A 23,413-nucleotide genomic window follows, 5' to 3' on the forward strand; every position below is an offset into this window, starting at 1 on the left:
TCGTGGCATGAACGGGGTGCAAATCCGCATTCGCGGTAAAGTGCAGGGGGTGGGGTTCCGCCCCTTTGTCTGGCAGCTGGCCCGGAGGCAGGCCCGCTGCGGCGATGTCTGTAATGACGGTGACGGCGTCCTGGTGCGGCTGGCCGGGGGCGACGATGGTTTTACTGCCGCTCTGGCTGACCACTGCCCGCCGCTGGCGCGTATCGACAGCACCGACTGCACCCCTTATTGCTGGACGGCCACGCCGCAGGATTTCACCATCCGCGAGAGCGGGGCGGGATGCATGCGCACTCAGATCGTGCCCGATGCCGCGACCTGTCCGGCGTGCCTCGCGGAGATGAACGATCCCCGGGCGCGCCGCTACCGCTACCCCTTTATCAACTGCACCCACTGCGGGCCGCGGTTAACCATTATCCGCGCCATGCCCTACGACCGGCCTTTCACCGCAATGGCGCCGTTCCCGCTCTGTTCCCCTTGTGAGGCGGAGTTCCGCGATCCTGCGGATCGCCGTTTTCACGCCCAGCCGGTGGCCTGCCCCGACTGCGGACCGCGGCTGGAATGGCGGGCAGAGGGGGAAACGCTGAACAGCGAGGCGGCGCTGCAGGCGGCCATCACGCGGCTGGCGGCAGGCGACATCGTGGCGATAAAAGGCATCGGCGGCTTTCATCTGGCCTGCGATGCCGGTAATCCCGCTGCCGTTGCCACGCTGCGGGCGAGGAAACACCGTCCGGCGAAACCGCTGGCGGTGATGTTGCCGTCAGCGGCGGGCTTACCCGCCGACGCCGCGGCGCTGATGGGCTCCCCGGCGGCGCCCATCGTACTGATTGCTAAAGCGCAGGTCTCCGGCCTGTGTGACGAGATTGCGCCAGGACTTGCGGAAGTAGGGGTGATGCTGCCGTCTAATCCGCTGCAGCATTTGCTTCTGCAGGCCCTGGCGCGCCCCATCGTCATGACCTCCGGCAACCTTAGCGGCCGTCCGCCGGCGTTAAGTAATGCTCAGGCGCTCAACGACTTAGCCGACATTGCCGACGGCTTTCTCTTGCATAATCGCGACATCCTGCAGCGAATGGATGATTCGCTGGTGCGGTCAAGCGGTGAAATGCTGCGCCGCGCCCGGGGCTACGTTCCGGATGCGCTGCCGCTGCCGCCGGGGCTACGAGACATCCCGCCGCTGCTGGCTCTCGGCGCGGATATGAAAAATACCTTCTGCCTGGCGCGCGGCAGCGAAGCGGTGCTGAGCCAGCACTTTGGCGATCTTGGCGAGGAAGGCGTTGAACAGCAGTGGCGCAGCACCCTGCAGCTGATGCAAAGCATTTACGCGTTTGTGCCGCAGCGGGTGGTGGTTGATGCCCACCCCGGCTATCGCTCAACGCAGTGGGCGGCGTCCCTGTCGCTGCCGGTGGAGACGGTGCTGCATCACCATGCTCATGCCGCGGCGTGCCTGGCCGAGCACCGCTGGCCGCTTGACGGCGGCGACGTTATCGCCCTGACCCTCGACGGCATCGGCATGGGGGAGAACGGCGCGCTGTGGGGAGGGGAGTGCCTGCGGGTTAACTATCGCCAGTGCGAACATCTTGGCGGGTTGCCGGCCGTCGCGCTGCCGGGCGGTGACCTGGCGGCGCGCCAGCCGTGGCGAAATCTGCTGGCTCAGTGCCTGGCCTTTGTCCCTGACTGGCAGGATTATCCGCAGACCGCCCCCCTGCGCCAGCGCAACTGGCCGCTGCTGGCGCAGGCCATCGATCGCGGCATTAACGCGCCGCGCGCCTCGTCCTGCGGACGGCTGTTTGATGCCGTCGCCTGTGCGCTGGATTGTGCGCCGGAGAGCCTGAGCTATGAAGGCGAAGCAGCCTGTCGGCTGGAGGCGCTGGCCGCCAGCTGCCCCGGCGTCAGCCACCCGGTTACGCTGCCGTGGCGCGACGACGTGCTGGACTTAGCAACCTTCTGGCGACAGTGGCTGAACTGGCAGGCGACCCCGGCGCAGAAAGCCTGGGCCTTCCATGACGCCCTGGCCTGTGGGCTGGCGGCGATGGCCCGCGACTGCGCCACTGCCCGCGGTATCGAGACGATGGTCTGCAGCGGCGGGGTGCTGCATAACCGCTTGCTGGCGGCGCGATTGACCTTTTATCTGGCGGATTTTACTCTGCTGTTTGCGCAGCAGTTGCCGGCCGGCGACGGCGCAATCGCATATGGTCAGGCGGTGATCGCCGCCGCCCGCGGGCAGGCTCAAGGAACACAACAATGATAATGACAGTTTTACGCCAGCAGCCGCGCGCTGCGGGACTGGTGTTGGGGTTGATCGCGGCGAACTTACTGGCCTGGTGCTGGGCGCTGCAGGCCTTTGGCGACAGCGGCGCGCTGATGGCCGCCAGCCTTCTGGCCTGGGGCTACGGTCTGCGCCACGCGGTGGATGCCGACCACATCGCGGCGATTGATAACGTGACCCGGAAGATGATGCAGCAGGGGCGGCGGCCTTTCGCCGTCGGGGCCTGGTTCTCGCTGGGCCACTCATCGATTGTGGTATTGGCCTCGGCGGCGATTGCCGCGACCGCCACGGCCTTCAGCGCGCAGATGAGCTGGCTGCATGACACCGGTAGCGTCATCGGCACCGCCGTGTCGGCCCTGTTTTTACTGGCGATGGCTTTTATCAACCTGGTGATTTTACGCAGCGTGTGGCGCAGCTTTCGGGCGTGGAAGCGCGGTGAGAAAGTGAGCGACGAAATCGTCAGCGGCGGCGGGGTGATGAGCTGGCTGTTTGGCAAAACCTTCCGTCTGGTCAGCCGCAGCTGGCAGATGTACCTGGTCGGCTTCCTGTTCGGCCTCGGTTTTGACACCGCTACCGAAATCGGCGTGCTGGGTATCTCCGCCGCCGGCGCGTCGAGCGGGATTTCCGTCTGGTCGATTATGGTCTTCCCGGCGCTGTTCGCCAGTGGTATGGCGCTGGTGGATACCCTCGATAACGTGCTGATGGTCGGCGCCTACGGCTGGGCGTTCAGCAAACCGCAGCGCAAGCTTTATTACAATATGACCATCACCGGCACCTCGGTGGTGGTGGCGCTGTTTATCGGCGGCCTGGAAGCGCTGGGCCTGCTAATGGATAAGTTTGCGCTCAGTGGCGGGATATGGCGCTGGGTGGGGATGTTAAACGATAACCTTGGCGATGCCGGATTTGTGGTGGTCGGGTTGTTTGTCGCCTGTTGGGCGCTGTCGGTGCTTAACTACCGCTGGCGCGGCTACGACAATCTGGCGCGTTAACCTGGAGATTTTCCCGGCTTGCGCTGTGCTAAGCCGGGCTACCAGGACAATACCGTAGCCCGGCTAAGGCGTTTACGCCGCAAGCCGGGAAAACCATCAACTCACCAGTTGCTTGAGCAGCGCAAAGGCTTCTTTCATCTTGTCTTCGCTGACCACAAAGGCACGCAGTTGATTCTCTGCATCCAGGCCTTTCGCCACCAGCCCTTCTTTGGCGGCCACGATATTCCACGTCAGATCGTCGCGGCGGGTGTCGCCGGCCAGATGCAGCGGCAGATCCGGGGTTTTCACTTTCACCAACATTGGCGGCAGCTTGAGTTCCCCCGCCTGCGCCAGCAGGTTTTTACTCAGGCACATGGCGCTGAGTAAAATCGGCTGCAGGAACGGCAGTACCGTACCGTTGATTTCCGCACAGTCGCCGAGCGCATAAATCGCCGGGTCGCTGGTTTGCAGTTGGTTATTGACCTCCACGCCGCGGTTAATCTGCAATCCGGCATGGCGCGCCAGCGACGTTTCCGGGCGCAGGCCGGCGGCGGCCACCACCGCATCGACGGTTATCGCGCGCTGGCGGTCGAGACTGACGCGAATGCCGTCGGCGGTTTGCTCTAACCCCTCAAGCTGCGCCTTGAGCATCAGATGTACGCCCATCTCGGTAAGCCGATGCTGCAGGCGGCTACTGGCCTCCGGCGGCATCAGCGCCGCCAGCACGCTGGCTGAGTTATCGACTACCGTTACCGCTTTACCGGCGCGGCAGAAATCCATCGCCAGTTCGCAGCCAATCAGGCCGCCGCCGACGATCAGCACGCGCTTCGCGTCGTGCAGCTGGCTCTGCGCCGCGCCGTATTCGCGCTGGCTGTTCAGCGTCAGCATCAGCTCGCGTCCCGGTACCGGGGGGATAAACGGCGTCGCCCCGGTGGCCAGCACCAGTTTGTCATAGCGCCACTGGTTATCCTGGCTCTTCACTAACCGTTTTTCGGCGTCGATATCGCTCACCCAGGTATGGGGAAACAGACGCAGATTATACTGCTCGGCGAACTCGCCGGCGCTTTGCAGGGTCAGATCGTCGGCCTTCTGCCCGCGGCTGATGACATGGCTGAGGTCGGGTTTGTTGTATTCATCCATGCTATCGGCGGCGATTAAGGTCAGCGGGATTTGCGCATCCTGCTTACGAATATTTTTCACCAGCTGTCGGGCCGCGAAGCCCGAGCCGATGATGACGATGCCATCACTCATTTTGCCTCCGTCGCCAGTACGTCAAAGACATCTTTGCCAAGAGAACACTCAGGGCAGAGGAAATTGTCCGGCACTTCACTCCACGGCGTACCCGGCTGGACATCCTGGTTAGGTTCGCCTTTCGCCGGGTCATAGACCCACTGGCACACGCTGCACTGCATCATGGGACCGAGGTCAGCGGCCGCGGCGGCGGCACAGGCACAGTCCTGTTGTTCCGGCGTTGTCGCTGCTTCAGCAACCGGCAGCGGAGAGAGGGCCCACTGGCGGGCGATGTCGCGTCCGTGTTGGCGGCACAATTCCAGCGCGTCGATATCCGGGCGCCATTTGGCTTTCAGGCTCAGCGACATCTCAAAGCCGGCATCCTGCAGGCGGGTGGAGAGGCGGTCTACCGCGCCGCCGCTCCAGCCGTGCGAGCCAAAGGCGCTGGCGCGTTTATTGCGAAAACGCAGCCCGGTCATCTCTTCCACCAACCCGGCGATTTTCGGCATCATCACGTTGTTCATGGTGGAGGTGCCCACCAGTACGCCTTTCGAGCGGAAAACATTGGTGAGAATGTCGTTTTTGTCGCTGCGGGCGACGTTGAAGATTTTTACCGCTACCCGCGGGTCGACTTCAGTGATCCCCTGAGCGATAGCATCCGCCATCATACGGGTGTTGTTGGACATGGTGTCGTAGAAAATCGTGATGCGATCTTCCTGATAATCCGCCGCCCACTCGAGGTATTTCTCGACGATTTGCGTCGGGTTATCGCGCCAGACCACGCCGTGGGAGGTGGCAATCATCTCCACCGGCAGGTTGAAGCCGAGGATTTCAGTAATTTTCGGCGTCACCAGGCGGCTGAAGGGCGTCAGGATGTTGGCGTAGTAGCGTTGGCACTGTTCGTACAGTTCAATCTGGTCCACTTCATCGTTGAACAGGTGTTCGTCGCAGTAGTGCTGGCCGAAGGCGTCGTTGCTGAACAGCACCGCGTCGCCGGTCAGGTAGGTCATCATGCTGTCAGGCCAGTGCAGCATCGGCGTTTCCACGAAGATCAGCTGTTTACCATTACCGATATCGAGAGTATCGCCGGTTTTCACCACGTGGAAGTTCCACTCCGGATGATGATGGTGGCCGTTGATCGAGTCGATGGCGTTGGCGGTGCAGTAAATCGGCGTATCCGGGATCTGCATCATCAGCTCAGTCAGCGCGCCGGCATGGTCCTCTTCGGCGTGGTTAATGACGATATAGTCGAGGTCGGCCAGATCGATTTCGCTGCGCAGGTTCTGCACGAACTCGCGGCTGAATTTATGATCGACGGTATCAATCAGCACGTTTTTCTCTTCGCGGATGAGATAGCTGTTGTAGCTGCTGCCGCGCAGCGTTTTATATTCGGTGCCGTGGAAATCACGCACTTCCCAGTCACGTTGGCCAACCCAAAGAATGTTATTTTTAACCGCAATAGACATAGCAACCTCAATCAATACAGTGTGTTTAAACTCAGTTGACTGGCTTATATCAAGTTGCATGCCAACTTTTTAATTCATTGATAATTAGCTATTTTTAATTTTTTCTGATTTTGGTTGCTGTCAAAATGACAATAGCTAAAATAGTCGATATGACAATGCGTGTTGTCAAAATGACAATGGAGCGGCAATGAGTTTTTCCGTCGACGAGCTGGCGAGAATCGCCATTGATTTACAAAGCGATATTGGTCACACCGACCGCTTTTCGCGCCTGATTACTACCCTGCGGCAGATCCTCGGCTGCGATGCCTCGGCGCTGCTGCGCTATGAGGCGCATCAGTTTGTGCCGCTGGCGATCGATGGCCTGGCGCAGGATGTGCTTGGTCGGCGCTTTGCCCTGGAAGGACACCCGCGGCTTGAGGCGATTGCGCGTGCCGGGGATGTGGTGCGCTTCCCGGCGGATAGCGACTTGCCCGACCCCTATGACGGGCTGATCCCCGGTCATGAGAGCCTGAAGGTTCACGCCTGCGTTGGCCTGCCGCTGTTTGCCGGGCAGACGCTGATTGGCGCGCTGACCCTTGATGGTATGGATGCCGACCGTTTCGATAGCTTCAGCGATGAAGAGCTGCGGCTGATTGCCGCGCTGGTGGCCGGCGCGCTGAACAACGCGCTGCTCATCGCCCGCCTTGAGGCGCAAAACGTGTTGCCGGCGCAGCCGGTCAATTATGCGCAACCTGAGCGCCAGGAAATTATCGGCCTGTCAGCGCCCATGCTGCAGCTGAAAAAAGAGATCGATATCGTCGCCGCCTCGGACCTAAACGTACTGATCAGCGGCGAAACCGGCACCGGGAAAGAGCTGGTGGCGAAGGCGGTGCATCAGGGCTCTCCGCGAGCCGCCAATCCGCTGGTCTATCTCAACTGCGCGGCGCTGCCGGAAAGCGTGGCGGAGAGCGAGCTGTTTGGCCATGTGAAAGGGGCGTTTACCGGGGCTATCAGCAACCGCAGCGGTAAATTTGAGATGGCTGATAACGGCACCCTGTTCCTTGATGAAATTGGCGAACTGTCGCTGGCGTTGCAGGCGAAGCTGCTGCGCGTGCTGCAGTATGGCGATATTCAGCGCGTCGGCGATGACCGCAGTCTGCGGGTCGATGTGCGGGTGCTGGCGGCGACGAACCGCGATCTACGCCAGGAGGTGGTGGAAGGGCGCTTTCGCGCCGACCTGTACCATCGGCTGAGCATCTTCCCGCTGTCGGTTCCGGCGCTACGCGAGCGGGACAGCGATGTGGTGCTGCTGGCGGGCTATTTCTGTGAGCAGTGCCGCCTGCGGATGGGGCTGGCGCGGGTGATACTCAGCGAAGCGGCGCGAAACAGGCTGCAGCAGTGGTCCTGGCCGGGCAACGTGCGCGAACTGGAGCATGCTATTCACCGGGCGGTGGTGCTGGCGCGGGCCACCCAGGCCGGTGATGAAGTGGTGCTGGAGCCGCAGCATTTCCAGTTTGCGGTGACGGCGCCGATGTTACCGACTGAGACGGCGGCAGCAGTACCTGCGATGGAGAAGGTCAATCTGCGCGAGGCGACCGACTCTTTTCAGCGGGAAGCGATTAGCCGCGCGCTGGAGGCGAACCAGCGCAACTGGGCGGCGACCGCCCGTGCGCTGGAGCTGGACGTCGCCAACCTGCATCGGCTGGCGAAACGTCTGGGGCTTAAAGGATCCCTGCCTGGTAAAAATTCTGCAGGTTGATGGCGCCGACCAGTTGGCCGTTTTCATCCACCACCGGCGCGGCGCTGATTTTGTGTTTCATCAGCCGCTCTTTGGCTTCCACCGCGCGGCTTTCCGCCTGCAGCGTCACGCCGTTGCGGGTCATCGCCTGAGTCACGCCATCGTTGAGCGTACCGCCAGCAACCAGCCAGCGGCGCAGGTCGCCGTCGGTGAAAACGCCCTGCACGCGGTTGGTTTCATCGCATACCGCCACCAGGCCGAGCCCGGTTCGGCTGAGTTCAAGCATGGCGTCCATGACGTTGGCCCCGGCATCGACCCGCGGCACTTCTTCGTCGCGGCGCATCAGGTGATGCACCTTATTCAGCAGACGCGCGCCGAGGGCGCCCGCCGGATGGGAACGGGCGAAATCTTCTTCATTGAAACCGCGCGCCTGCATCACCGCCATCGCCAGCGCGTCGCCCAGCATCAGGGTGTTAACGGTGCTGGAGGTCGGCGCCAGATGCATCGGACAGGCTTCGCGCTCCACGGCGATATCCAGCACCGCTTTCGCCGCCAGCGCCAGCGGCGAGGTGGATTTGCCGGTCATCGCCAGCAGAGGAATGGATTTCTCTTCCAGCCGCGGCACGATGAGATCCAGCTCTTTTGCGCTACCGGAGTAGGAGATAAACAGCATCACGTCGCGGCTATCGAGCATACCGAGATCGCCGTGCAGGGCTTCCGCCGGATGGACGAAAAAGGCCGGGGTGCCGGTGCTGGCGAAGGTTGCCGCCAGCTTTTTACCGATGTGGCCGGATTTACCGATACCGGAGACAATCAGTTTGCCCTCGCAGTGGATGATGGTTTCCGCCGCGCGGATGAAGTCGTCGCCCAGGCGTTCCGGCAGGCGGCTCGCCTCCTGCAGCTCAAGCATCAGGGTCTGGCGTCCGGCCTCTAACAAAAAGTTACTCATGATGTTCTCCAGTAATAATGACTTCAATACCTTTGGCTTCCAGCGCCCGCTGGAATTCAGGGTCAATATCGGCATCGGTAATCAATTTATCCACGCGTTCAAGGCCGCAGACAATGTTGGGACTTTTACGGCCAAACTTGGATGAGTCGGCCATCAGGATCACTTCGCGGGCGGCGTTACACATCGCCTTACTGACGGTATAGACCTCGTTAAAGGTGGTGACGCCCGCCACCAGATCAATGCCGTCGGTGCCCATAAACAGCTTGTCGAAGCTGAATTGTTCGAATGCGTTTTCCGCCAGCTGGCCGTGGAATGAAGCCGATTTTTTACGGAAGGTGCCACCCGGCATCAGGATGGTCTGCTCGTTATCGAACTCGGAAAGGGCGTTGACGATATGCAGGCTGTTGGTCATCACCGTGATGTTATTGAAGCGGCTCAGCAGCGGCACCATCTGCAGCACGGTGCTGCCGGCGTCGAGGATGATTGAATCGCCATCGTGGATGTAGCGCACGGCGGCCTCGGCAATCTGCGCTTTCTTGTGGGTGTTGATCAGCGTCTTGTGGTCGATAGGCGGGTCGGCCTCGTCTTTATTCAACACTACGCCGCCGTAGGTGCGGATGACGGTCCCGGCATTCTCCAGAATCACCAGATCCTTGCGGATAGTGGTGCCGGTGGTGTCGAAGTGTTGCGCCAGCTCTTCGACCGAGCATTTGCCCTGCGATTGCAGGTGCTCGAGAATGGCTGCCTGGCGCTGACGTGGTTTCATAGGCGTTGTATCCTGCGTTTAAGTTTCGAAGTGATAATTTCGCAAGATATTAACTTTCACAACGAAATTATGCATGTTTCGGATTAAGCGCTAATGATAGTGCATTCTGACAGAGCGGATCATTGGGAAAGATCACATCAGGCTGCAATTCCTTGAGATGTTTACCGCTAAGCGTGGGGATTTTTTGCGGGCTGGCGAAGACGGTGAGACCCTTCATCAACAGCGTATCGCAAATACGATCGTTTTCATCGACGGCGATAGCGACAATCGCGCGTGGTTTAAAGCGCCCGGAGGAACGGCCGACGCCAACGCGGCCCTGCTGGCAAAGGCTATCAAAAGCGCGATTGAAGCGGCGAATTTGCCAGCCGCCGAAAGCCAGCTGAGTCAGCCAGGCGATAGCGGCGACGGTGATTAATGTGGTAACCATAATGTCTCCTGAAGGTGGGGTACCGGGTAAAACCCGGGTACCGTTTTTTGTCGGGTGGCGGCTAGCGCCTGACCCGACCGACATTTTTGTAGCCCGGATAAGCGCAGCGCCATCCGGGAACCTTTTAAAACATCACCTGGCCGCCGGTAACGTTAATTGACTGCCCGGTGCAGTACGACGCCTGCGGGCTGGCGTAAAACATCAACACGTTCAGCACATCCTGGTAATCGCAGCCGCGTTTCAACGGCACCTTATCGATGTAGTACTGCTCGACTTCGCTCTCATCAATGCCGAGCTTGGTGGCATACTGCGGCAGCAGCGACTGGAACATCGGCGATTTCAACAGATTGCCGAGCATCAGCGAATGGACGGTAATACCGTACTCCGCCAGATCCAGCGCCAGCGACTGGGTCAGCCCGACGCCGCCGAACTTCGCCGCGCTGTAGCCGGAGTTGTGCTTACTGCCCACTTTGCCGGACTTCGAGTTGATCTGAATGATGCGACCTTTAATGCCATCGCGGATCATCAGCCGCGAGAACTCGCGGGCGCAGAGGAAATAGCCCACCAGGTTCACCTGCAGCGAGCGGTCGAAATCCCCCAGCGCGAAGTCGCTAATAAACGCCGCTTTGGCAATCCCGGCGCTGTACACTAGCAGATCGACGCGCGTGAAAATCTCATCCACCCCGTGAGCCAGGGCAGTGACGCTGGCTTCGCTGGTGGCGTCGGCGCCGAAGCCGTATGCCGTGCCTTCGCCATATTCAGCGTTGATCTCCTGGGCGACGCGGCTGGCTTTTTCACTTTGAATATCGACCACCGCCACGCGGTACCCCTCGGCGGCCAGACCGCGGCACAGAAACTCTCCTAAGGTTTGTCCGCCACCAATGACAACAGCAACCTGATTCATCTTTCTCTCCTTCTAAGCAACAAATTTCAGTACGCAGCCGGTCGCGATAGCATCCGGCACCGGGCCGGCGACGTGAACGGTTCCGGGAAACTCCGCTTCACGATGGCCGTCGAAGCGCAGGGTGATGTGGCCCAGCTCGCGCAGGTTTTGTTCGGCGACCTCGCCGACGGCGGTCACCGGATAACGCCTGTCGCCGAGCTGCAGCTCTGCGCCCGGCGTCAGGGGGCCGGCAAGCTCGCCGTGGTTGTGAATAAAGCAATACTCTTCGATATCCGCCGGGGCGCCCTCGCGGAAGGTGATCAGCATCTGCTCTTCCAGCGCCATCGTCGCGCAGGCGCCGATGCGGGTAATGGTGGTGTGGTAAATGACGGTCATCTTCAGGAACCTCTTACTGGTAAATAAATCCGGAAACGAACCACGCGATCAGCACGGTTGGCGCGCCGGTGAGGAAGCGGCTGACCAGCACCGACGGCACGCCGACGCGCACGGTATCCTGACGGGCCTCGGCCAGCGACAGGCCTACCGGGATAAAATCGCAGGCGGCCTGGGCGTTAATGGCAAACAGCGCGGGCAGGGCGAGGTGCGGTGGAATGTTGCCAAGGCCGATCTGGACGCCGATCAGCACGCCGATGACCTGGGCGATAACGGCGCCGGGGCCGAGAAACGGCGACAGCAGCGGGAAGGAGCAGATCAGCGCCAGGGTCACCAGCCCCAGCGGATGGCTGGCAAGCGGCGCCAGGCCATGGGCAATCCAGTCGCCGATGCCGGAGGCCATGATGATGCCGATCAGCGCCGAGACGAAGGCCATAAACGGCAGAATGGTTTTCAGCACCGTGTCGATGGTGTCGCGTCCGGCCTGGAACAGCACCGCCACCACCGATCCCATCCCCATCCCGACCTTAGCCAGCAGGCCGTCGCTCTGTTCGGTGATCTTTTTGCTGGCGTCATAATCGCGGCCCGCGGCAGGGAGTGGTTGCGCTGCCGTCTCGCCGCTATCTTCCAGCAGTTTGATGTTCTCTTCTTTTACTCCGGAGACGTAAATATCTTCGACGATATACTGCGCCAGCGGCCCGGATTTACCGGTGGCGTGGATGTTGATGGTCGGAATACGGCGCTTCGGGTAGAGGCCGCAGCGCAGGGTGCCGCCGCAGTCAATAATGGCGATGCCAATTTCGCTTTCCGCCGGTTCACCCTCTTTAAATCCATCAACCGCCTGCCAGCCGGTCAGGCTGGCGATGCGGTCAACGATCGCCGGTCGGGTGCCGGCGGTGATATAGACGATCTTTTTGCCCTCGACGACGTCGAGCTCAAGCGGGCCGCCCCAGCCGCCGGTGCCTTTCTCAATACGAATGCGGGTCATGATGTCGCTCCTGACAGATGCACTTTCCGGGCAAGCTGAATCGCCATTTTTTTCTCGAAAATAGAGGTGGTCAGGTCGGTGACCCAGCCGCGGAAGAAGTTGGTCACCAGCCCAACCAGCAGATAGCTCACCGCCAGGGGACCAAGCGGCAGGCCAAGCGTGGTGAGGCCGTTGGCGATGCCGAGATAAACAAACAGCTCGCCGGGGTTGATATGTGGAAAGAGACCGTTCATCGAGTGGCAGCTATAGGACGCCGCCGCGTAATAGCTGGGCTTGTACTTCTCTGGCATAAAGCGGCCGAGACTTAAGGTCATTGGGTTACAAAAAACGAAGGTGCCGATGCAGGGCAACAGCAGATAGCGGGAGATCGGATTTCCGGCGCAGCGCTGCGCCAGTTTTTCGATCCGCTGCTGGCCGATAAAGTTGATCAGCGCGTTCATGATCACCAGCAGGCTGATCAGTAAGGGGAGGATCCCGGTCACCATGCCGGTAAATACCTCGCCGCCTTTCTGAAACAGGCCGATAAACCACTCCGCGCCGTGGGTAACGACGTCAATCATTGTTCTCTCCTTCAGCGTGTTATTTTTCTTGCTAACTGCAGGCTGATTTTAATCATTTTGAAAGGTTTTAAAGTGTTAAATAGATCGCAAAATGAAAGATAAATATTTTATTTTGAAAGTTTAAGGGCGAAAGGATGAAATGATGAGGCGCATGACAGCATGCCGGGAAGGGGTCGGTGAAGGACTATTTTGTCTACAAACGGATTGTCGCTTTCTTGTTGGTCGTCGCATGCTTTACCATAATTATCCCTTGCTGAATTTGTTAAACGGAATTCCCATGTTGAAGCGTCGCTATCTGGCTTTACTTCCCCTTTGTGTGCTCCTCGCTGCCTGCAGCAGCAAACCCAAGACCCCCGCGGAAACGGAGATGGCGAGTGGAACCGGCGGCTTTTTGCTGGAACCGCAGCATAACGTGATGCAGATGGGCGGCGACTTCGCCAACAATCCGGCGGCGGCGCAGTTCATCGATAAGATGGTGGCGAAGCACGGCTTCGACAGACAGCAGCTGCAGGAGATCCTGTCGCAGGCTAAGCGCCTGGATTACGTCCTGCGGCTGATGGATCGTCAGGCGCCGACCGGCCTGCCGCCGACCGGGCCGACCGGCGCCTGGCTGCGCTACAAGAAACAGTTTATTACCCCGGATAATGTGCAGAACGGCGTGGTGTTCTGGAACCAGTATCAGGATGCGCTGAACCGCGCTTATCAGGTTTATGGCGTGCCGCCGGAAATCATCGTCGGCATTATCGGCGTGGAGACTCGCTGGGGTCGGGTGATGGGCAAAACCCGCATCCTTGATGCGCTGGCGACCTTGTCATTTAGCTACCCGCGCCGCGCCGAATACTTCTCTTCGGAGCTGGAAACCTTCCTGTTAATGGCGCGCAGCGAAAGCGACGACCCGCTGGATCTGAAAGGCTCTTTCGCTGGGGCGATGGGTTACGGCCAGTTTATGCCGTCCTCCTATAAGCAGTATGCGGTCGATTTTAACGGTGACGGCCATATCAACCTGTGGGACCCGGTGGATGCCATCGGCAGCGTGGCCAACTACTTCAAACAGCATGGCTGGGTGAGCGGCGATCTGGTGGCGGTGCAGGCGCTGGGCCAGGCGCCGGGGCTGGAGAATGGTTTCAAAACCAAATACAGCGTGTCGCAGCTGGCGGCGGCGGGGCTAACCCCAACCCAGCCGCTGGGTAACCATCAGCAGGCCAGTCTGCTACGGCTGGATGTCGGCACCGGCTATGAGTACTGGTACGGGCTGCCGAACTTCTACACCATCACCCGCTATAACCACAGCACCCACTACGCGATGGCCGTCTGGCAACTGGGCCTGGCGGTTTCGCAGGCCCGCGGCGGGTACTGATTTTCATCCGGCTGACAGATTCCGCGCCTCCCCGGATAGCGGCGCGTAGCGCCTTATCCGGGCTACGGTCTGGTATCCGGTTGGTAGCCCCGGTAAGCGCAGCGCGACCAGGGGAGAGTTCAATGACAGCTTGTCACCCATCGGCAACACAGCGGCTACGTTACACGCCGTCATCCGCACGTTGGCGGCGGAGTTTGCCAGCACCTTATCCGGGCTACGGTCTGGTATCCGGTTGGTAGCCCCGGTAAGCGCAGCGCGACCAGGGGAGAGTTCAATGACAGCTTGTCACCCATCGGCAACACAGCGGCTACGTTACACGCCGTCATCCGCACGTTGGCGGCGGAGTTCGCCAGCGCCTTATCCGGGCTACGATGCGGTATCCGGTTGCTAGCCCCGGTAAGCGCAGCGCGACCGGGGGATGACGCCGGGGAGGCCGCGCTTAACCTCTCGTTTTTTCCCGCCCGCATGCCTCTTGTTGACCTTTGTTACATTTCTGCCCACTGACACTGATTTACATTCTTTTTTCGCTTCTGTATTGTTATGTTATAACATTAAAAGAGGTGAAATATGTTCACATCAGTTTTTATGGCCTCCGGCGCGACGCGCGCGACCATCGCAGGCGTGCTGCTGGTGGCGCTATGGTTAGCGACCTGGTGGGCGGTGGCGCTGCCATGATTGAGCTGGAGCAACTGGTCGCTGGCTATGACGGGGTGGCGATCACCCCACCGTTGAGCGGGATGATATGCCCCGGCAGCCTGACAGCAATCGTTGGCCTCAATGGCTGCGGAAAATCAACGCTGCTGAAAACGCTCGCCGGGTTTCTACCACCGGTCAGTGGCCGCCTGCGCTGGCAGGGGAAACGGCCGGTGATTGGCTGGCTGGCGCAGCGCCATGCCCTCGAGTCGCAGTTTCCTCTCAACGTGCAGGATGTGGTGAGTCAGGGCGCATGGCCCGGCGTGTCGCTGCTACGCGGTCTGGGCGGCGATACCCGGCGACGTATCAGCGCGGTGCTGGAGCGGGTCGGGCTGGCGGGTCTGGCGAAATCGCCGATTGAGGCGCTCTCCGGCGGCCAGTTTCAGCGCATGTTGTTTGCCCGGGTGATGGTGCAGCAGGCGCCGCTGGTGATGCTCGACGAGCCCTTCACCGGCATCGACGAAGCGACCTGCCGGGAACTGATGGAATTGATCCTCGAGATGCATCAGCAGGGGCAGACCATCCTGGCGGTGCTGCATGATAACCAGCGGGTGGCCGACTTTTTCCCCGAGACGCTGCTGCTGACTTCCCAACGCGCCTGCTGGGGCGTCACCCGGGCGGTACTTCCGGCTTTCAGTCATGCGAGGTCGGCATGATCTGGCACACCTTCTTTCAGCCTTTTATTGAATTTGGTTTTATGCGCCGGGCGCTGGTGGTGTGTCTGGCGCTGTCGCTGAGCACCACCATGCTGGGCGTCTTCCTGCTGCTGCGGCGTATGAGCCTGATGGGCGATGCGCTGTCGCACGCCATTCTCCCCGGGGTGGCGGTGGGGTATCTGCTGAGCGGCATGTCGCTGCTGGCCATGACCCTGGGCGGCTTCATCGCCGGCATCGTGGTGGCGCTGGTGGCCGGGTGGGTGAGCCGGCGGACACCGTTAAAAGAGGACGCCAGCTTTGCCGGATTTTATCTGGGATCGCTGGCCCTGGGCGTCACCCTGGTGTCGCTGCGCGGCTCCAGCGTCGACCTCCTGCATCTGTTATTTGGCTCTATTCTGGCGGTCGATCGTGACGCGGCGCTGTTTGTCAGCGGCGTCGCCAACCTGACGCTGCTGTGCATTGCGCTGTGCTATCGCGGTCTGGTCAGCGAGGCGTTCGACAGCGCCTGGCTGCAGGTGAACCACCCCCGCCTTCCCGCGCTGCTGCATGGACTGTTTCTGGCGCTGCTGGTGCTTAATCTGGTGGCGGGGTTTCAGGTGCTCGGCACGCTGATGGCGGTAGGGGTGATGATGCTTCCGGCGGTTGCCGCGCGCTGCTGGGCGCGAACGCTGCCGGGCATTCTGCTGCTGGCGGCGCTCTCCGGCGCACTCTGCGCCTGGCTGGGATTAAGTCTCTCCTGGGCGGCCAGTCTTCCCGCCGGGCCCGCCATCGTGCTGACCGCCAGCGCGCTGTTTTTTATTTCGCTGTTTTTTGGCACGCATAGCCGGCTGCTGATCGGCTGGCGCAAATTGATGGGGTAAGGAAATGATGAAACGTAGTGCAATGGTTGTGGCGCTGGCTTTGGGGCTGATGGCGCAGGGGGCGATGGCAAAAACTCTGAACGTGGTAAGCAGTTTTTCGGTGCTGGGTGATATGGTGCAGCAGGTCGGCGGCGAGCATGTCCATGTCGATACGCTGGTCGGCCCGGACGGCGATCCACACACCTTCGAGCCCTCGCCGAAAGATAGTGCGCTGCTCAGCAAGGCCGACGTGGTGGTGGTCAACGGCCTGGGGCTGGAAGGGTGGCTGGATCGTCTGATTAAGGCCTCTGGTTTTAAGGGCGAGCTGGTGGTGGCCTCGAAAGGCGTCAAGACCCATACCCTTGATGAGGATGGCAAAACGGTGACCGATCCCCACGCCTGGAACAGCGCGGCGAACGGTGCGTTGTATGCGCAGAATATCCTCGATGGTCTGGTGAAAGCCGACCCGGAAGATAAAGCGGCGTTGACCAGCAGCGGCAAGCGCTATATCGAGCAGTTGACGAATATCGACGGCTGGGCGAAAGCGCAGTTCAGCGCCATTCCGCTGGCAAAGCGCAAGGTCCTGACCAGCCATGACGCCTTCGGCTATTTTGGCCGCGCTTACAATGTGACATTCCTCGCGCCACAGGGGCTCTCTTCAGAGAGCGAGGCCAGCGCGGCGCAGGTGGCGGCGCTGATTAAGCAAATCAAAGCCGATGGCGTCCATACCTGGTTTATGGAGAACCAGCTTGACCCGCGGCTGGTGAAGCAAATCGCCAGCGCGACAGGCGCCCAGCCGGGGGGCGAACTCTATCCGGAGGCGCTCTCCGCACCGGGTGGCGTCGCGGATAGCTATGTGAAAATGATGCGTCATAACGTGGCGCTGATCGCCGCCAGCATGAAGTAATCGTGCGATTTATCATCCCGGCGTCGCCGGGATGATTCATTTTGGATGTCCCCTCGTAAATTCCACACCTCGTCCCCATATCTCTGTGGAAAGTGCTATCTTTGATGGCCTCTTTATCCAGACCAAAGCGGGGCGATAATGACCGATTCAGAATTAATGCAGCTAAGCGAGAAGGTGGGCCGGGCGCTGAAGGCGCGCGGTGCGACGGTGACCACGGCGGAATCCTGCACCGGCGGCTGGATAGCGAAAGCGATCACCGATATTGCCGGCAGCTCAGCGTGGTTTGAACGCGGCTTTGTGACCTACAGCAACGAAGCCAAATCGCAAATGATCGGCGTCAGCGAAGCGACGCTGCGGGACAACGGCGCAGTGAGCGAACCGGTGGTGGTCGAGATGGCGATCGGCGCACTGCGCGCGGCGCGCGCGGACTATGCCATCTCCGTTAGCGGCGTCGCCGGGCCGGATGGCGGCAGCGACGAAAAGCCGGTCGGCACGGTGTGGTTTGGTGTCGCCAGCGTGAGCGGGCAAGGCGTGACGCGGCGCGAATGCTTTGCCGGAGACCGCGAAGCGGTGCGTCGTCAGGCGACGGCCTATGCGCTCAATCTGCTCTGGCAACAATTTCTACAAAACACTTGATACTGTATGACCATACAGTATAATTGCCTCAACTGAACAAATATTAACGGCGAAGCGAACACGCTTCACCCTGCATGATTAGGAGTAACAATGGCGATCGACGAAAACAAACAGAAAGCGTTGGCGGCTGCACTGGGCCAGATCGAAAAGCAATTCGGTAAAGGCTCCATCATGCGCCTGGGTGAAGACCGTTCTATGGACGTAGAAACCATCTCCACCGGCTCGCTTTCTCTGGATATTGCGCTCGGCGCCGGCGGTCTGCCAATGGGCCGTATCGTCGAGATCTACGGGCCGGAATCTTCCGGTAAAACCACCCTGACGCTGCAGGTTATCGCCGCAGCGCAGCGTGAAGGTAAAACCTGTGCGTTCATCGATGCCGAACACGCGCTGGACCCGGTCTATGCGCGCAAACTGGGCGTGGATATCGACAACCTGCTGTGTTCTCAGCCGGATACCGGTGAACAGGCGCTGGAAATCTGTGACGCGCTGGCGCGCTCTGGCGCGGTTGACGTTATCGTCGTCGACTCCGTCGCGGCGCTGACGCCGAAAGCGGAAATCGAAGGCGAAATCGGCGATTCTCACATGGGTCTCGCGGCGCGTATGATGAGCCAGGCGATGCGTAAGCTGGCGGGTAACCTGAAGCAGTCCAACACGCTGCTGATCTTCATCAACCAGATCCGTATGAAAATCGGCGTAATGTTCGGTAACCCGGAAACCACCACCGGCGGCAACGCGCTGAAGTTCTACGCCTCCGTGCGTCTGGACATCCGCCGCATCGGCGCGGTGAAAGAGGGCGACAATGTCGTCGGCAGCGAAACCCGCGTCAAAGTGGTGAAGAACAAGATCGCCGCGCCGTTCAAACAGGCTGAATTCCAGATCCTCTACGGCGAAGGCATCAACTTCTTCGGCGAGCTGGTTGACCTGGGCGTGAAAGAGAAGCTGATTGAGAAAGCGGGCGCCTGGTACAGCTACAACGGCGACAAAATTGGTCAGGGTAAAGCGAACGCGATCACCTGGCTGAAAGAGAACCCGGCGGCGGCGAAAGAAATTGAGAAGAAAGTTCGCGAACTGCTGCTCAACAACCAGGACTCTACGCCGGACTTCGCCGTTGACGGCAACGACGCAGAAGAAACGGAACAAGATTTCTAATATCGTCTAACAGAGTGATAAAGGGCTGCTTATGCGGCCCTTTTGCATTTCTTAGATTATTGAGGTGCCTGTGACTGAACCTTCATCACGCCGCTCCGGCTACGCTCGCCTGCTGGACCGCGCTATCCGCATTCTGGCCATGCGCGACCACAGCGAACAGGAGCTGCGGCGCAAACTGGCTGCACCAGTAATGAGCAAAAATGGCCCCGAGGCGCTGGACGTCACCCCCGAAGAGCTGGAGCAGGTGGTTGCCTGGTGTATCGAAAACCGCTATCTCGACGATCACCGTTTTGTCGGCCAGTTCATCGCCAGCCGGAGCCGCAAAGGCTATGGCCCGGCGCGCATTCGTCAGGAGCTCAGCCAGAAAGGGATTGCCCGCCAGGACGTTGAACAGGCGATGCGCGAATGTGATATCGACTGGGTGAGCCTTGCCAGGGAGCAGGCGCAGCGTAAATACGGCGAACCGTTACCTTCCGCCTTTACTGAAAAAGTGAAAGTTCAGCGATTCCTGCTTTACCGCGGCTACCTGATGGAAGATATCCAGGAAATCTGGCGAAATTTTGCAGATTGACCCATCGGGGATTTTACTTCGCCGTAAAGAAAACTTATCTTATTCCCACTTTATTCCGTCGGGCCGCTGGTTGTGACAGTACAGACAGCGTCCAGGGCGATTATTCCTTATACACAAAATCATTCAAGCTGCATCAGGGCGGCAAGAGAGAACATCTTCTGGAACGCACGTCAGTTCGGTGCCGGGAGAGCAAGCGCAGCCAGGACAGAGGCGACTTGAAGGATGACGTGTAGCTTGATTTCAGGATAATTATGAGCAAGAGCACCGCTGAGATCCGTCAGGCGTTTCTCGACTTTTTCCATAGTAAGGGACATCAGGTAGTTGCCAGCAGCTCCCTGGTACCGCACAACGATCCAACCCTGCTGTTTACCAACGCCGGGATGAACCAGTTCAAGGATGTCTTCCTTGGCCTCGACAAACGTAATTACTCGCGCGCGACCACCGCGCAGCGTTGCGTGCGTGCGGGTGGTAAACACAACGATCTGGAAAACGTCGGTTACACCGCGCGTCACCACACCTTCTTTGAAATGCTGGGCAACTTCAGCTTTGGCGATTACTTTAAACAGGATGCCATCAAATACGCATGGGAACTGCTGACCGGTGAAAACTGGTTCGCCCTGCCGAAAGAGAAGCTGTGGGTTACCGTCTACGAGACCGATGACGAAGCGTTCGACATCTGGGCTAACGAAGTAGGCGTTCCGCGCGAGCGTATCATCCGCATCGGCGACAACAAAGGCGCGCCGTTTGCTTCTGATAACTTCTGGCAGATGGGCGACACGGGTCCGTGCGGCCCGTGCACCGAGATTTTCTTCGACCATGGCGATCACATCTGGGGCGGCCCTCCGGGAAGCCCGGAAGAAGACGGCGACCGCTACATCGAGATCTGGAACATCGTCTTCATGCAGTTCAACCGTCAGGCTGACGGTACCATGGAGCCGCTGCCGAAGCCGTCCGTTGATACCGGTATGGGGCTGGAGCGTATTGCCGCCGTGCTGCAGCACGTTAACTCCAACTATGATATCGACCTGTTCCGCGATCTGATCGCCAGCGTGGCGAAAGTCACCGGCGCGACCGACCTGACGAACAAGTCGCTGCGTGTGATTGCCGACCACATTCGCTCCTGTGCATTCCTGATTGCTGACGGCGTGATCCCGTCGAATGAAAACCGCGGCTACGTGCTGCGTCGCATCATTCGCCGTGCGATCCGTCACGGCAACATGCTGGGCGCGAAGGACACCTTCTTCTGGAAACTGGTTGCCCCGCTGATCGCCGTGATGGGTTCCGCCGGTGAAGAACTGAAACAGCAGCAGGCTCAGGTTGAGCAGGTACTGAAAACTGAAGAAGAGCAGTTCGCCCGTACTCTGGAGCGCGGACTGGCGCTGCTGGATGAAGAGCTGTCGAAGCTGAAAGGCGACACGCTGGATGGCGAAACGGCCTTCCGTCTGTACGACACCTACGGCTTCCCGGTCGACCTGACGGCGGACGTGTGCCGCGAACGCAACATTAAAGTTGACGAAGCTGGCTTTGAGGCCGCCATGGAAGAGCAGCGCCGCCGTGCGCGCGAGTCCAGCGGTTTCGGCGCTGACTATAACGCGATGATCCGCGTTGACGGCGCCTCTGAATTTAAAGGCTACGATCATCTGGAGCTGAACGGCAAAGTGACTGCGCTGTTTATCGACGGTAAAGCGGTGGATAGTGTCAGCGCGGGCCAGGAAGCGGTGGTGATCCTCGACCAGACCCCGTTCTATGCGGAGTCCGGCGGCCAGGTGGGCGATAAAGGCGAACTGAAAGGCGCAGGCTTCTCCTTCGCCGTCAGCGACACGCAGAAGTACGGTCAGGCCATTGGTCATATCGGTAAAGTCGCCAGCGGTTCCCTGAAAGTGGGCGACGCGGTGCAGGCCGATGTGGACGAGGCTCGCCGTCAGCGTATCCGTCTGAACCACTCCGCGACGCATCTGATGCATGCGGCGCTGCGCCAGGTGCTCGGCACCCATGTAGCGCAGAAAGGCTCGCTGGTTAACGATAAAGCGCTGCGCTTTGACTTCTCGCATTTCGAAGCGATGAAGCCGGAAGAGATCCGTGCAGTCGAAGATCTGGTCAATGCGCAGATCCGTCGTAACCTGGCTATCGAAACCAACATTATGGATATCGATGCCGCGCGCGCATCCGGCGCCATGGCGCTGTTCGGCGAGAAATACGATGACCGCGTCCGCGTGCTGCAGATGGGCGACTTCTCCACCGAACTGTGCGGCGGGACTCACGCGGCGCGTACCGGTGATATCGGCCTGTTCCGCATCACCTCTGAGTCCGGTACCGCCGCTGGCGTGCGCCGTATCGAAGCGGTAACCGGCGAAGGCGCGATAGCCATGCTGCACGCGCAGAGCGATCAGCTCAGCGATATCGCACAGCTGCTGAAGGGCGACAGCCACAATCTCGGCGAGAAAGTTCGCGCCGCGCTGGAGCGTACCCGTCAGCTGGAAAAAGAGCTGCAGCAGCTGAAAGAGCAGGCTGCGGCGCAGGAGAGCGCAAACCTCTCCAGCAAAGCGGAAGAGATTAACGGCGTTAAGCTGCTGGTCAGCGAGCTGGCCGGCGTGGAGCCGAAGATGCTGCGTACCATGGTTGACGATCTGAAGAACCAACTGGGTTCGACGGTTGTGGTGTTGGCTACGGTCGCAGACGGTAAAGTTTCCCTGATTGCCGGTGTGTCTAAGGATGTGACAGATCGCGTGAAGGCAGGGGAGCTGGTTGGTATGGTCGCTCAGCAGGTGGGCGGTAAAGGGGGCGGTCGTCCGGATATGGCGCAGGCCGGTGGTACCGATGCGTCTGCTCTCCCTGCAGCGTTAGCCAGTGTGAAAGGCTGGGTCAGCGCAAAACTGTAATAACTATAAACGCCTATACCCTAAATAATTCGAGTGGCAGGAAGGCGGCGACGCAGCGAATCCCCAGGAACTTACTCAAGTAAGTGACTGGGGTGAGTGAGGAAAGCCAACACACAGGCAACTTGAAGTATGGCGGGTATAGGTGCCGTAACCTCGGGGAAACGGCACCTTGCGTCATAAGTACTGATAACGATAAAGTCGGGTTGAAATTGTGTATATCGGCTAAACTTAGGTTTAACAGAATGTGATGCCATGACTGCCTTATACCGCAAGGTATTTGTCATCGCTTACTTTTTGGCGTTATATGATGGATAATGCCGGGATACGAGAGACCCGACTCTTTTAATCTTTCAAGGAGCAAAGAATGCTGATTCTGACTCGTCGAGTTGGTGAGACCCTCATGATTGGAGATGAGGTCACTGTGACAGTTTTAGGGGTGAAGGGTAACCAGGTTCGTATTGGCGTAAACGCCCCTAAAGAAGTATCTGTTCACCGTGAAGAGATCTACCAGCGTATTCAGGCTGAAAAATCCCAGCAGTCCAGTTACTAAGGTTTCCGCGCCTCGCTGTTCAGTGAGGCGCATCCCTTCCCGCCGTTATTTTTGCCTTTTTCACTTTTTCCCCTGCGCAATACCGGTTTTCATCACCCTTTGCCGCTTTGGCTGTTTGGCGTTATGCCTGCGTCAGGTCTGATTTCCTGTTGATAAATTGCCCTTTTTGCCGTTTTTGCACGCGAATTGCGTGCGAAGTGTGCAAACGAAAAAAGGTCTCGAAAAAGTGTTTGACTTATAAGTACCAGAAAGTAATATGTGCGCCATCGCAGCGACGAAGAGCAGAAACAAGTTCTTCGAAGCACTCGAAAGAGGCGTGTGTGGTGAGGTGGCCGAGAGGCTGAAGGCGCTCCCCTGCTAAGGGAGTATGCGGTCAAAAGCTGCATCCGGGGTTCGAATCCCCGCCTCACCGCCATTTTGCATCCGTAGCTCAGCTGGATAGAGTACTCGGCTACGAACCGAGCGGTCGGAGGTTCGAATCCTCCCGGATGCACCATATTCTCCTTAGTAATAGCGATATCGTTGTTGCAGGGGCTGCGAAATTATCGCCAGCACCAGGGAGGATA

21 protein-coding genes and 2 tRNA genes are annotated in these 23,413 nt (G+C 59.5%); 14 read left to right on the forward strand and 9 right to left on the reverse strand.

Annotation, left to right across the window (positions count from 1 at the left end; genetic code table 11):
- Window positions 1–7 precede the first annotated feature (7 nt).
- Window positions 8–2,242, forward strand: a complete 2,235-nt coding sequence (hypF, locus tag HMPREF3096_RS26605) for a carbamoyltransferase HypF (protein ID WP_032731133.1) — start codon at window positions 8–10, stop codon at window positions 2,240–2,242.
- Entirely contained in the window at window positions 2,239–3,252 is a 1,014-nt protein-coding gene (locus tag HMPREF3096_RS26610; RefSeq protein WP_008806172.1) for a HoxN/HupN/NixA family nickel/cobalt transporter, read from the forward strand. Before hypF ends, HMPREF3096_RS26610 begins: the two co-directional genes overlap by 4 nt.
- 96 nt (window positions 3,253–3,348) lie before the next feature.
- On the opposite strand, the gene norW is transcribed toward HMPREF3096_RS26610, so the two are convergent.
- Window positions 3,349–4,482: an NADH:flavorubredoxin reductase NorW gene (norW, locus tag HMPREF3096_RS26615; RefSeq protein ID WP_032731131.1), complete on the reverse strand. Its 1,134-nt coding sequence runs from the start codon at window positions 4,480–4,482 to the stop codon at window positions 3,349–3,351.
- Window positions 4,479–5,927 carry an anaerobic nitric oxide reductase flavorubredoxin gene (norV, locus tag HMPREF3096_RS26620; RefSeq protein WP_032731130.1) on the reverse strand — a complete coding sequence of 483 codons (1,449 nt, stop codon included), beginning with the start codon at window positions 5,925–5,927 and terminating at the stop codon, window positions 4,479–4,481. The genes norW and norV overlap by 4 nt, the downstream gene beginning before the upstream one ends.
- 187 nt (window positions 5,928–6,114) lie before the next feature.
- On the opposite strand from norV, the gene norR reads away from it, so the two are divergent.
- On the forward strand, window positions 6,115–7,665 hold the full coding sequence (norR, locus tag HMPREF3096_RS26625) for a nitric oxide reductase transcriptional regulator NorR (RefSeq protein WP_023340647.1): 1,551 nt from the start codon (window positions 6,115–6,117) through the stop codon (window positions 7,663–7,665).
- Here norR and gutQ read toward each other — a convergent pair.
- From gutQ to HMPREF3096_RS26660, 7 genes are all read right to left on the reverse strand, one after another.
- A complete protein-coding gene (gene gutQ / locus HMPREF3096_RS26630; protein ID WP_023340646.1) occupies window positions 7,628–8,593 on the reverse strand; it encodes an arabinose-5-phosphate isomerase GutQ in 966 nt (321 codons plus the stop codon). The two genes, norR and gutQ, sit on opposite strands and share 38 nt — an antisense overlap.
- Window positions 8,586–9,359: a glucitol operon DNA-binding transcriptional repressor SrlR gene (gene srlR / locus HMPREF3096_RS26635; protein WP_008806163.1), complete on the reverse strand. Its 774-nt coding sequence runs from the start codon at window positions 9,357–9,359 to the stop codon at window positions 8,586–8,588. Before srlR ends, gutQ begins: the two co-directional genes overlap by 8 nt.
- Before the next feature lie 67 nt (window positions 9,360–9,426).
- Window positions 9,427–9,786 (reverse strand): transcriptional regulator GutM, encoded by a 360-nt coding sequence (gutM, locus tag HMPREF3096_RS26640; protein WP_023298118.1) that lies wholly within the window; start codon window positions 9,784–9,786, stop codon window positions 9,427–9,429.
- A 124-nt stretch (window positions 9,787–9,910) separates the two neighbouring features.
- The gene (srlD, locus tag HMPREF3096_RS26645; protein ID WP_008806161.1) at window positions 9,911–10,690 is read right to left on the reverse strand and encodes a sorbitol-6-phosphate dehydrogenase; all 780 of its coding nucleotides are present in this window, start codon (window positions 10,688–10,690) and stop codon (window positions 9,911–9,913) included.
- Between the two features lie 12 nt (window positions 10,691–10,702).
- Entirely contained in the window at window positions 10,703–11,065 is a 363-nt protein-coding gene (gene srlB / locus HMPREF3096_RS26650) for a PTS glucitol/sorbitol transporter subunit IIA (RefSeq protein WP_008806160.1), read from the reverse strand.
- Between the two features lie 13 nt (window positions 11,066–11,078).
- Window positions 11,079–12,050, reverse strand: a complete 972-nt coding sequence (locus tag HMPREF3096_RS26655; RefSeq protein ID WP_008806159.1) for a PTS glucitol/sorbitol transporter subunit IIB — start codon at window positions 12,048–12,050, stop codon at window positions 11,079–11,081.
- The gene (locus HMPREF3096_RS26660) at window positions 12,047–12,610 is read right to left on the reverse strand and encodes a PTS glucitol/sorbitol transporter subunit IIC (protein WP_022065932.1); all 564 of its coding nucleotides are present in this window, start codon (window positions 12,608–12,610) and stop codon (window positions 12,047–12,049) included. The genes HMPREF3096_RS26655 and HMPREF3096_RS26660 overlap by 4 nt, the downstream gene beginning before the upstream one ends.
- Before the next feature lie 277 nt (window positions 12,611–12,887).
- Here HMPREF3096_RS26660 and mltB point away from each other — a divergent pair, with 277 nt between their 5' ends.
- The 11 genes from mltB (at window position 12,888) to HMPREF3096_RS26715 (ending at window position 23,343) form a co-directional block, all read left to right on the forward strand.
- Window positions 12,888–13,967, forward strand: coding sequence for a lytic murein transglycosylase B (gene mltB / locus HMPREF3096_RS26665; protein ID WP_012540785.1), 1,080 nt, complete (start codon window positions 12,888–12,890; stop codon window positions 13,965–13,967).
- 638 nt (window positions 13,968–14,605) lie between these two features.
- Complete coding sequence (locus HMPREF3096_RS26670) at window positions 14,606–15,316, forward strand: metal ABC transporter ATP-binding protein (protein WP_012540787.1); 711 nt, start codon at window positions 14,606–14,608, stop codon at window positions 15,314–15,316.
- Window positions 15,313–16,176: a metal ABC transporter permease gene (locus tag HMPREF3096_RS26675; protein WP_070544667.1), complete on the forward strand. Its 864-nt coding sequence runs from the start codon at window positions 15,313–15,315 to the stop codon at window positions 16,174–16,176. The genes HMPREF3096_RS26670 and HMPREF3096_RS26675 overlap by 4 nt, the downstream gene beginning before the upstream one ends.
- 7 nt (window positions 16,177–16,183) lie before the next feature.
- The gene (locus tag HMPREF3096_RS26680; protein WP_016161684.1) at window positions 16,184–17,062 is read left to right on the forward strand and encodes a metal ABC transporter substrate-binding protein; all 879 of its coding nucleotides are present in this window, start codon (window positions 16,184–16,186) and stop codon (window positions 17,060–17,062) included.
- A 138-nt stretch (window positions 17,063–17,200) separates the two neighbouring features.
- Window positions 17,201–17,698 (forward strand): nicotinamide-nucleotide amidase, encoded by a 498-nt coding sequence (pncC, locus tag HMPREF3096_RS26685; RefSeq protein ID WP_012540790.1) that lies wholly within the window; start codon window positions 17,201–17,203, stop codon window positions 17,696–17,698.
- A 90-nt stretch (window positions 17,699–17,788) separates the two neighbouring features.
- Window positions 17,789–18,847, forward strand: coding sequence for a recombinase RecA (recA, locus tag HMPREF3096_RS26690; protein WP_004205686.1), 1,059 nt, complete (start codon window positions 17,789–17,791; stop codon window positions 18,845–18,847).
- 70 nt (window positions 18,848–18,917) lie between these two features.
- On the forward strand, window positions 18,918–19,418 hold the full coding sequence (gene recX, locus HMPREF3096_RS26695; protein ID WP_008806152.1) for a recombination regulator RecX: 501 nt from the start codon (window positions 18,918–18,920) through the stop codon (window positions 19,416–19,418).
- Window positions 19,419–19,669: 251 nt separating this feature from the next.
- On the forward strand, window positions 19,670–22,297 hold the full coding sequence (gene alaS, locus HMPREF3096_RS26700) for an alanine--tRNA ligase (protein ID WP_012540791.1): 2,628 nt from the start codon (window positions 19,670–19,672) through the stop codon (window positions 22,295–22,297).
- A 364-nt stretch (window positions 22,298–22,661) separates the two neighbouring features.
- Window positions 22,662–22,847, forward strand: a complete 186-nt coding sequence (gene csrA, locus HMPREF3096_RS26705) for a carbon storage regulator CsrA (protein ID WP_000906486.1) — start codon at window positions 22,662–22,664, stop codon at window positions 22,845–22,847.
- A 322-nt stretch (window positions 22,848–23,169) separates the two neighbouring features.
- Window positions 23,170–23,262, forward strand: a tRNA-Ser gene (locus HMPREF3096_RS26710).
- A gap of 4 nt (window positions 23,263–23,266) precedes the next feature.
- Window positions 23,267–23,343 (forward strand) — tRNA-Arg (locus tag HMPREF3096_RS26715).
- The last annotated feature ends 70 nt before the right edge of the window (window positions 23,344–23,413 follow it).

The organism is Klebsiella sp. HMSC25G12 (assembly GCF_001807705.1).
In the GTDB taxonomy this organism is placed as follows: domain Bacteria; phylum Pseudomonadota; class Gammaproteobacteria; order Enterobacterales; family Enterobacteriaceae; genus Klebsiella; species Klebsiella variicola.

What these genes read in the sequence shown, in the direction of transcription:
- hypF (WP_032731133.1), top strand. Translation starts at nt 8, where the DNA reads ATGAACGGGGTGCAAATCCGCATTCGCGGTAAAGTGCAGGGGGTGGGG.
- HMPREF3096_RS26610 (WP_008806172.1), top strand. Translation starts at nt 2,239, where the DNA reads ATGATAATGACAGTTTTACGCCAGCAGCCGCGCGCTGCGGGACTGGTG.
- norW (WP_032731131.1), bottom strand. Translation starts at nt 4,482, where the DNA reads ATGAGTGATGGCATCGTCATCATCGGCTCGGGCTTCGCGGCCCGACAG.
- norV (WP_032731130.1), bottom strand. Translation starts at nt 5,927, where the DNA reads ATGTCTATTGCGGTTAAAAATAACATTCTTTGGGTTGGCCAACGTGAC.
- norR (WP_023340647.1), top strand. Translation starts at nt 6,115, where the DNA reads ATGAGTTTTTCCGTCGACGAGCTGGCGAGAATCGCCATTGATTTACAA.
- gutQ (WP_023340646.1), bottom strand. Translation starts at nt 8,593, where the DNA reads ATGAGTAACTTTTTGTTAGAGGCCGGACGCCAGACCCTGATGCTTGAG.
- srlR (WP_008806163.1), bottom strand. Translation starts at nt 9,359, where the DNA reads ATGAAACCACGTCAGCGCCAGGCAGCCATTCTCGAGCACCTGCAATCG.
- gutM (WP_023298118.1), bottom strand. Translation starts at nt 9,786, where the DNA reads ATGGTTACCACATTAATCACCGTCGCCGCTATCGCCTGGCTGACTCAG.
- srlD (WP_008806161.1), bottom strand. Translation starts at nt 10,690, where the DNA reads ATGAATCAGGTTGCTGTTGTCATTGGTGGCGGACAAACCTTAGGAGAG.
- srlB (WP_008806160.1), bottom strand. Translation starts at nt 11,065, where the DNA reads ATGACCGTCATTTACCACACCACCATTACCCGCATCGGCGCCTGCGCG.
- HMPREF3096_RS26655 (WP_008806159.1), bottom strand. Translation starts at nt 12,050, where the DNA reads ATGACCCGCATTCGTATTGAGAAAGGCACCGGCGGCTGGGGCGGCCCG.
- HMPREF3096_RS26660 (WP_022065932.1), bottom strand. Translation starts at nt 12,610, where the DNA reads ATGATTGACGTCGTTACCCACGGCGCGGAGTGGTTTATCGGCCTGTTT.
- mltB (WP_012540785.1), top strand. Translation starts at nt 12,888, where the DNA reads ATGTTGAAGCGTCGCTATCTGGCTTTACTTCCCCTTTGTGTGCTCCTC.
- HMPREF3096_RS26670 (WP_012540787.1), top strand. Translation starts at nt 14,606, where the DNA reads ATGGTTAGCGACCTGGTGGGCGGTGGCGCTGCCATGATTGAGCTGGAG.
- HMPREF3096_RS26675 (WP_070544667.1), top strand. Translation starts at nt 15,313, where the DNA reads ATGATCTGGCACACCTTCTTTCAGCCTTTTATTGAATTTGGTTTTATG.
- HMPREF3096_RS26680 (WP_016161684.1), top strand. Translation starts at nt 16,184, where the DNA reads ATGAAACGTAGTGCAATGGTTGTGGCGCTGGCTTTGGGGCTGATGGCG.
- pncC (WP_012540790.1), top strand. Translation starts at nt 17,201, where the DNA reads ATGACCGATTCAGAATTAATGCAGCTAAGCGAGAAGGTGGGCCGGGCG.
- recA (WP_004205686.1), top strand. Translation starts at nt 17,789, where the DNA reads ATGGCGATCGACGAAAACAAACAGAAAGCGTTGGCGGCTGCACTGGGC.
- alaS (WP_012540791.1), top strand. Translation starts at nt 19,670, where the DNA reads ATGAGCAAGAGCACCGCTGAGATCCGTCAGGCGTTTCTCGACTTTTTC.
- csrA (WP_000906486.1), top strand. Translation starts at nt 22,662, where the DNA reads ATGCTGATTCTGACTCGTCGAGTTGGTGAGACCCTCATGATTGGAGAT.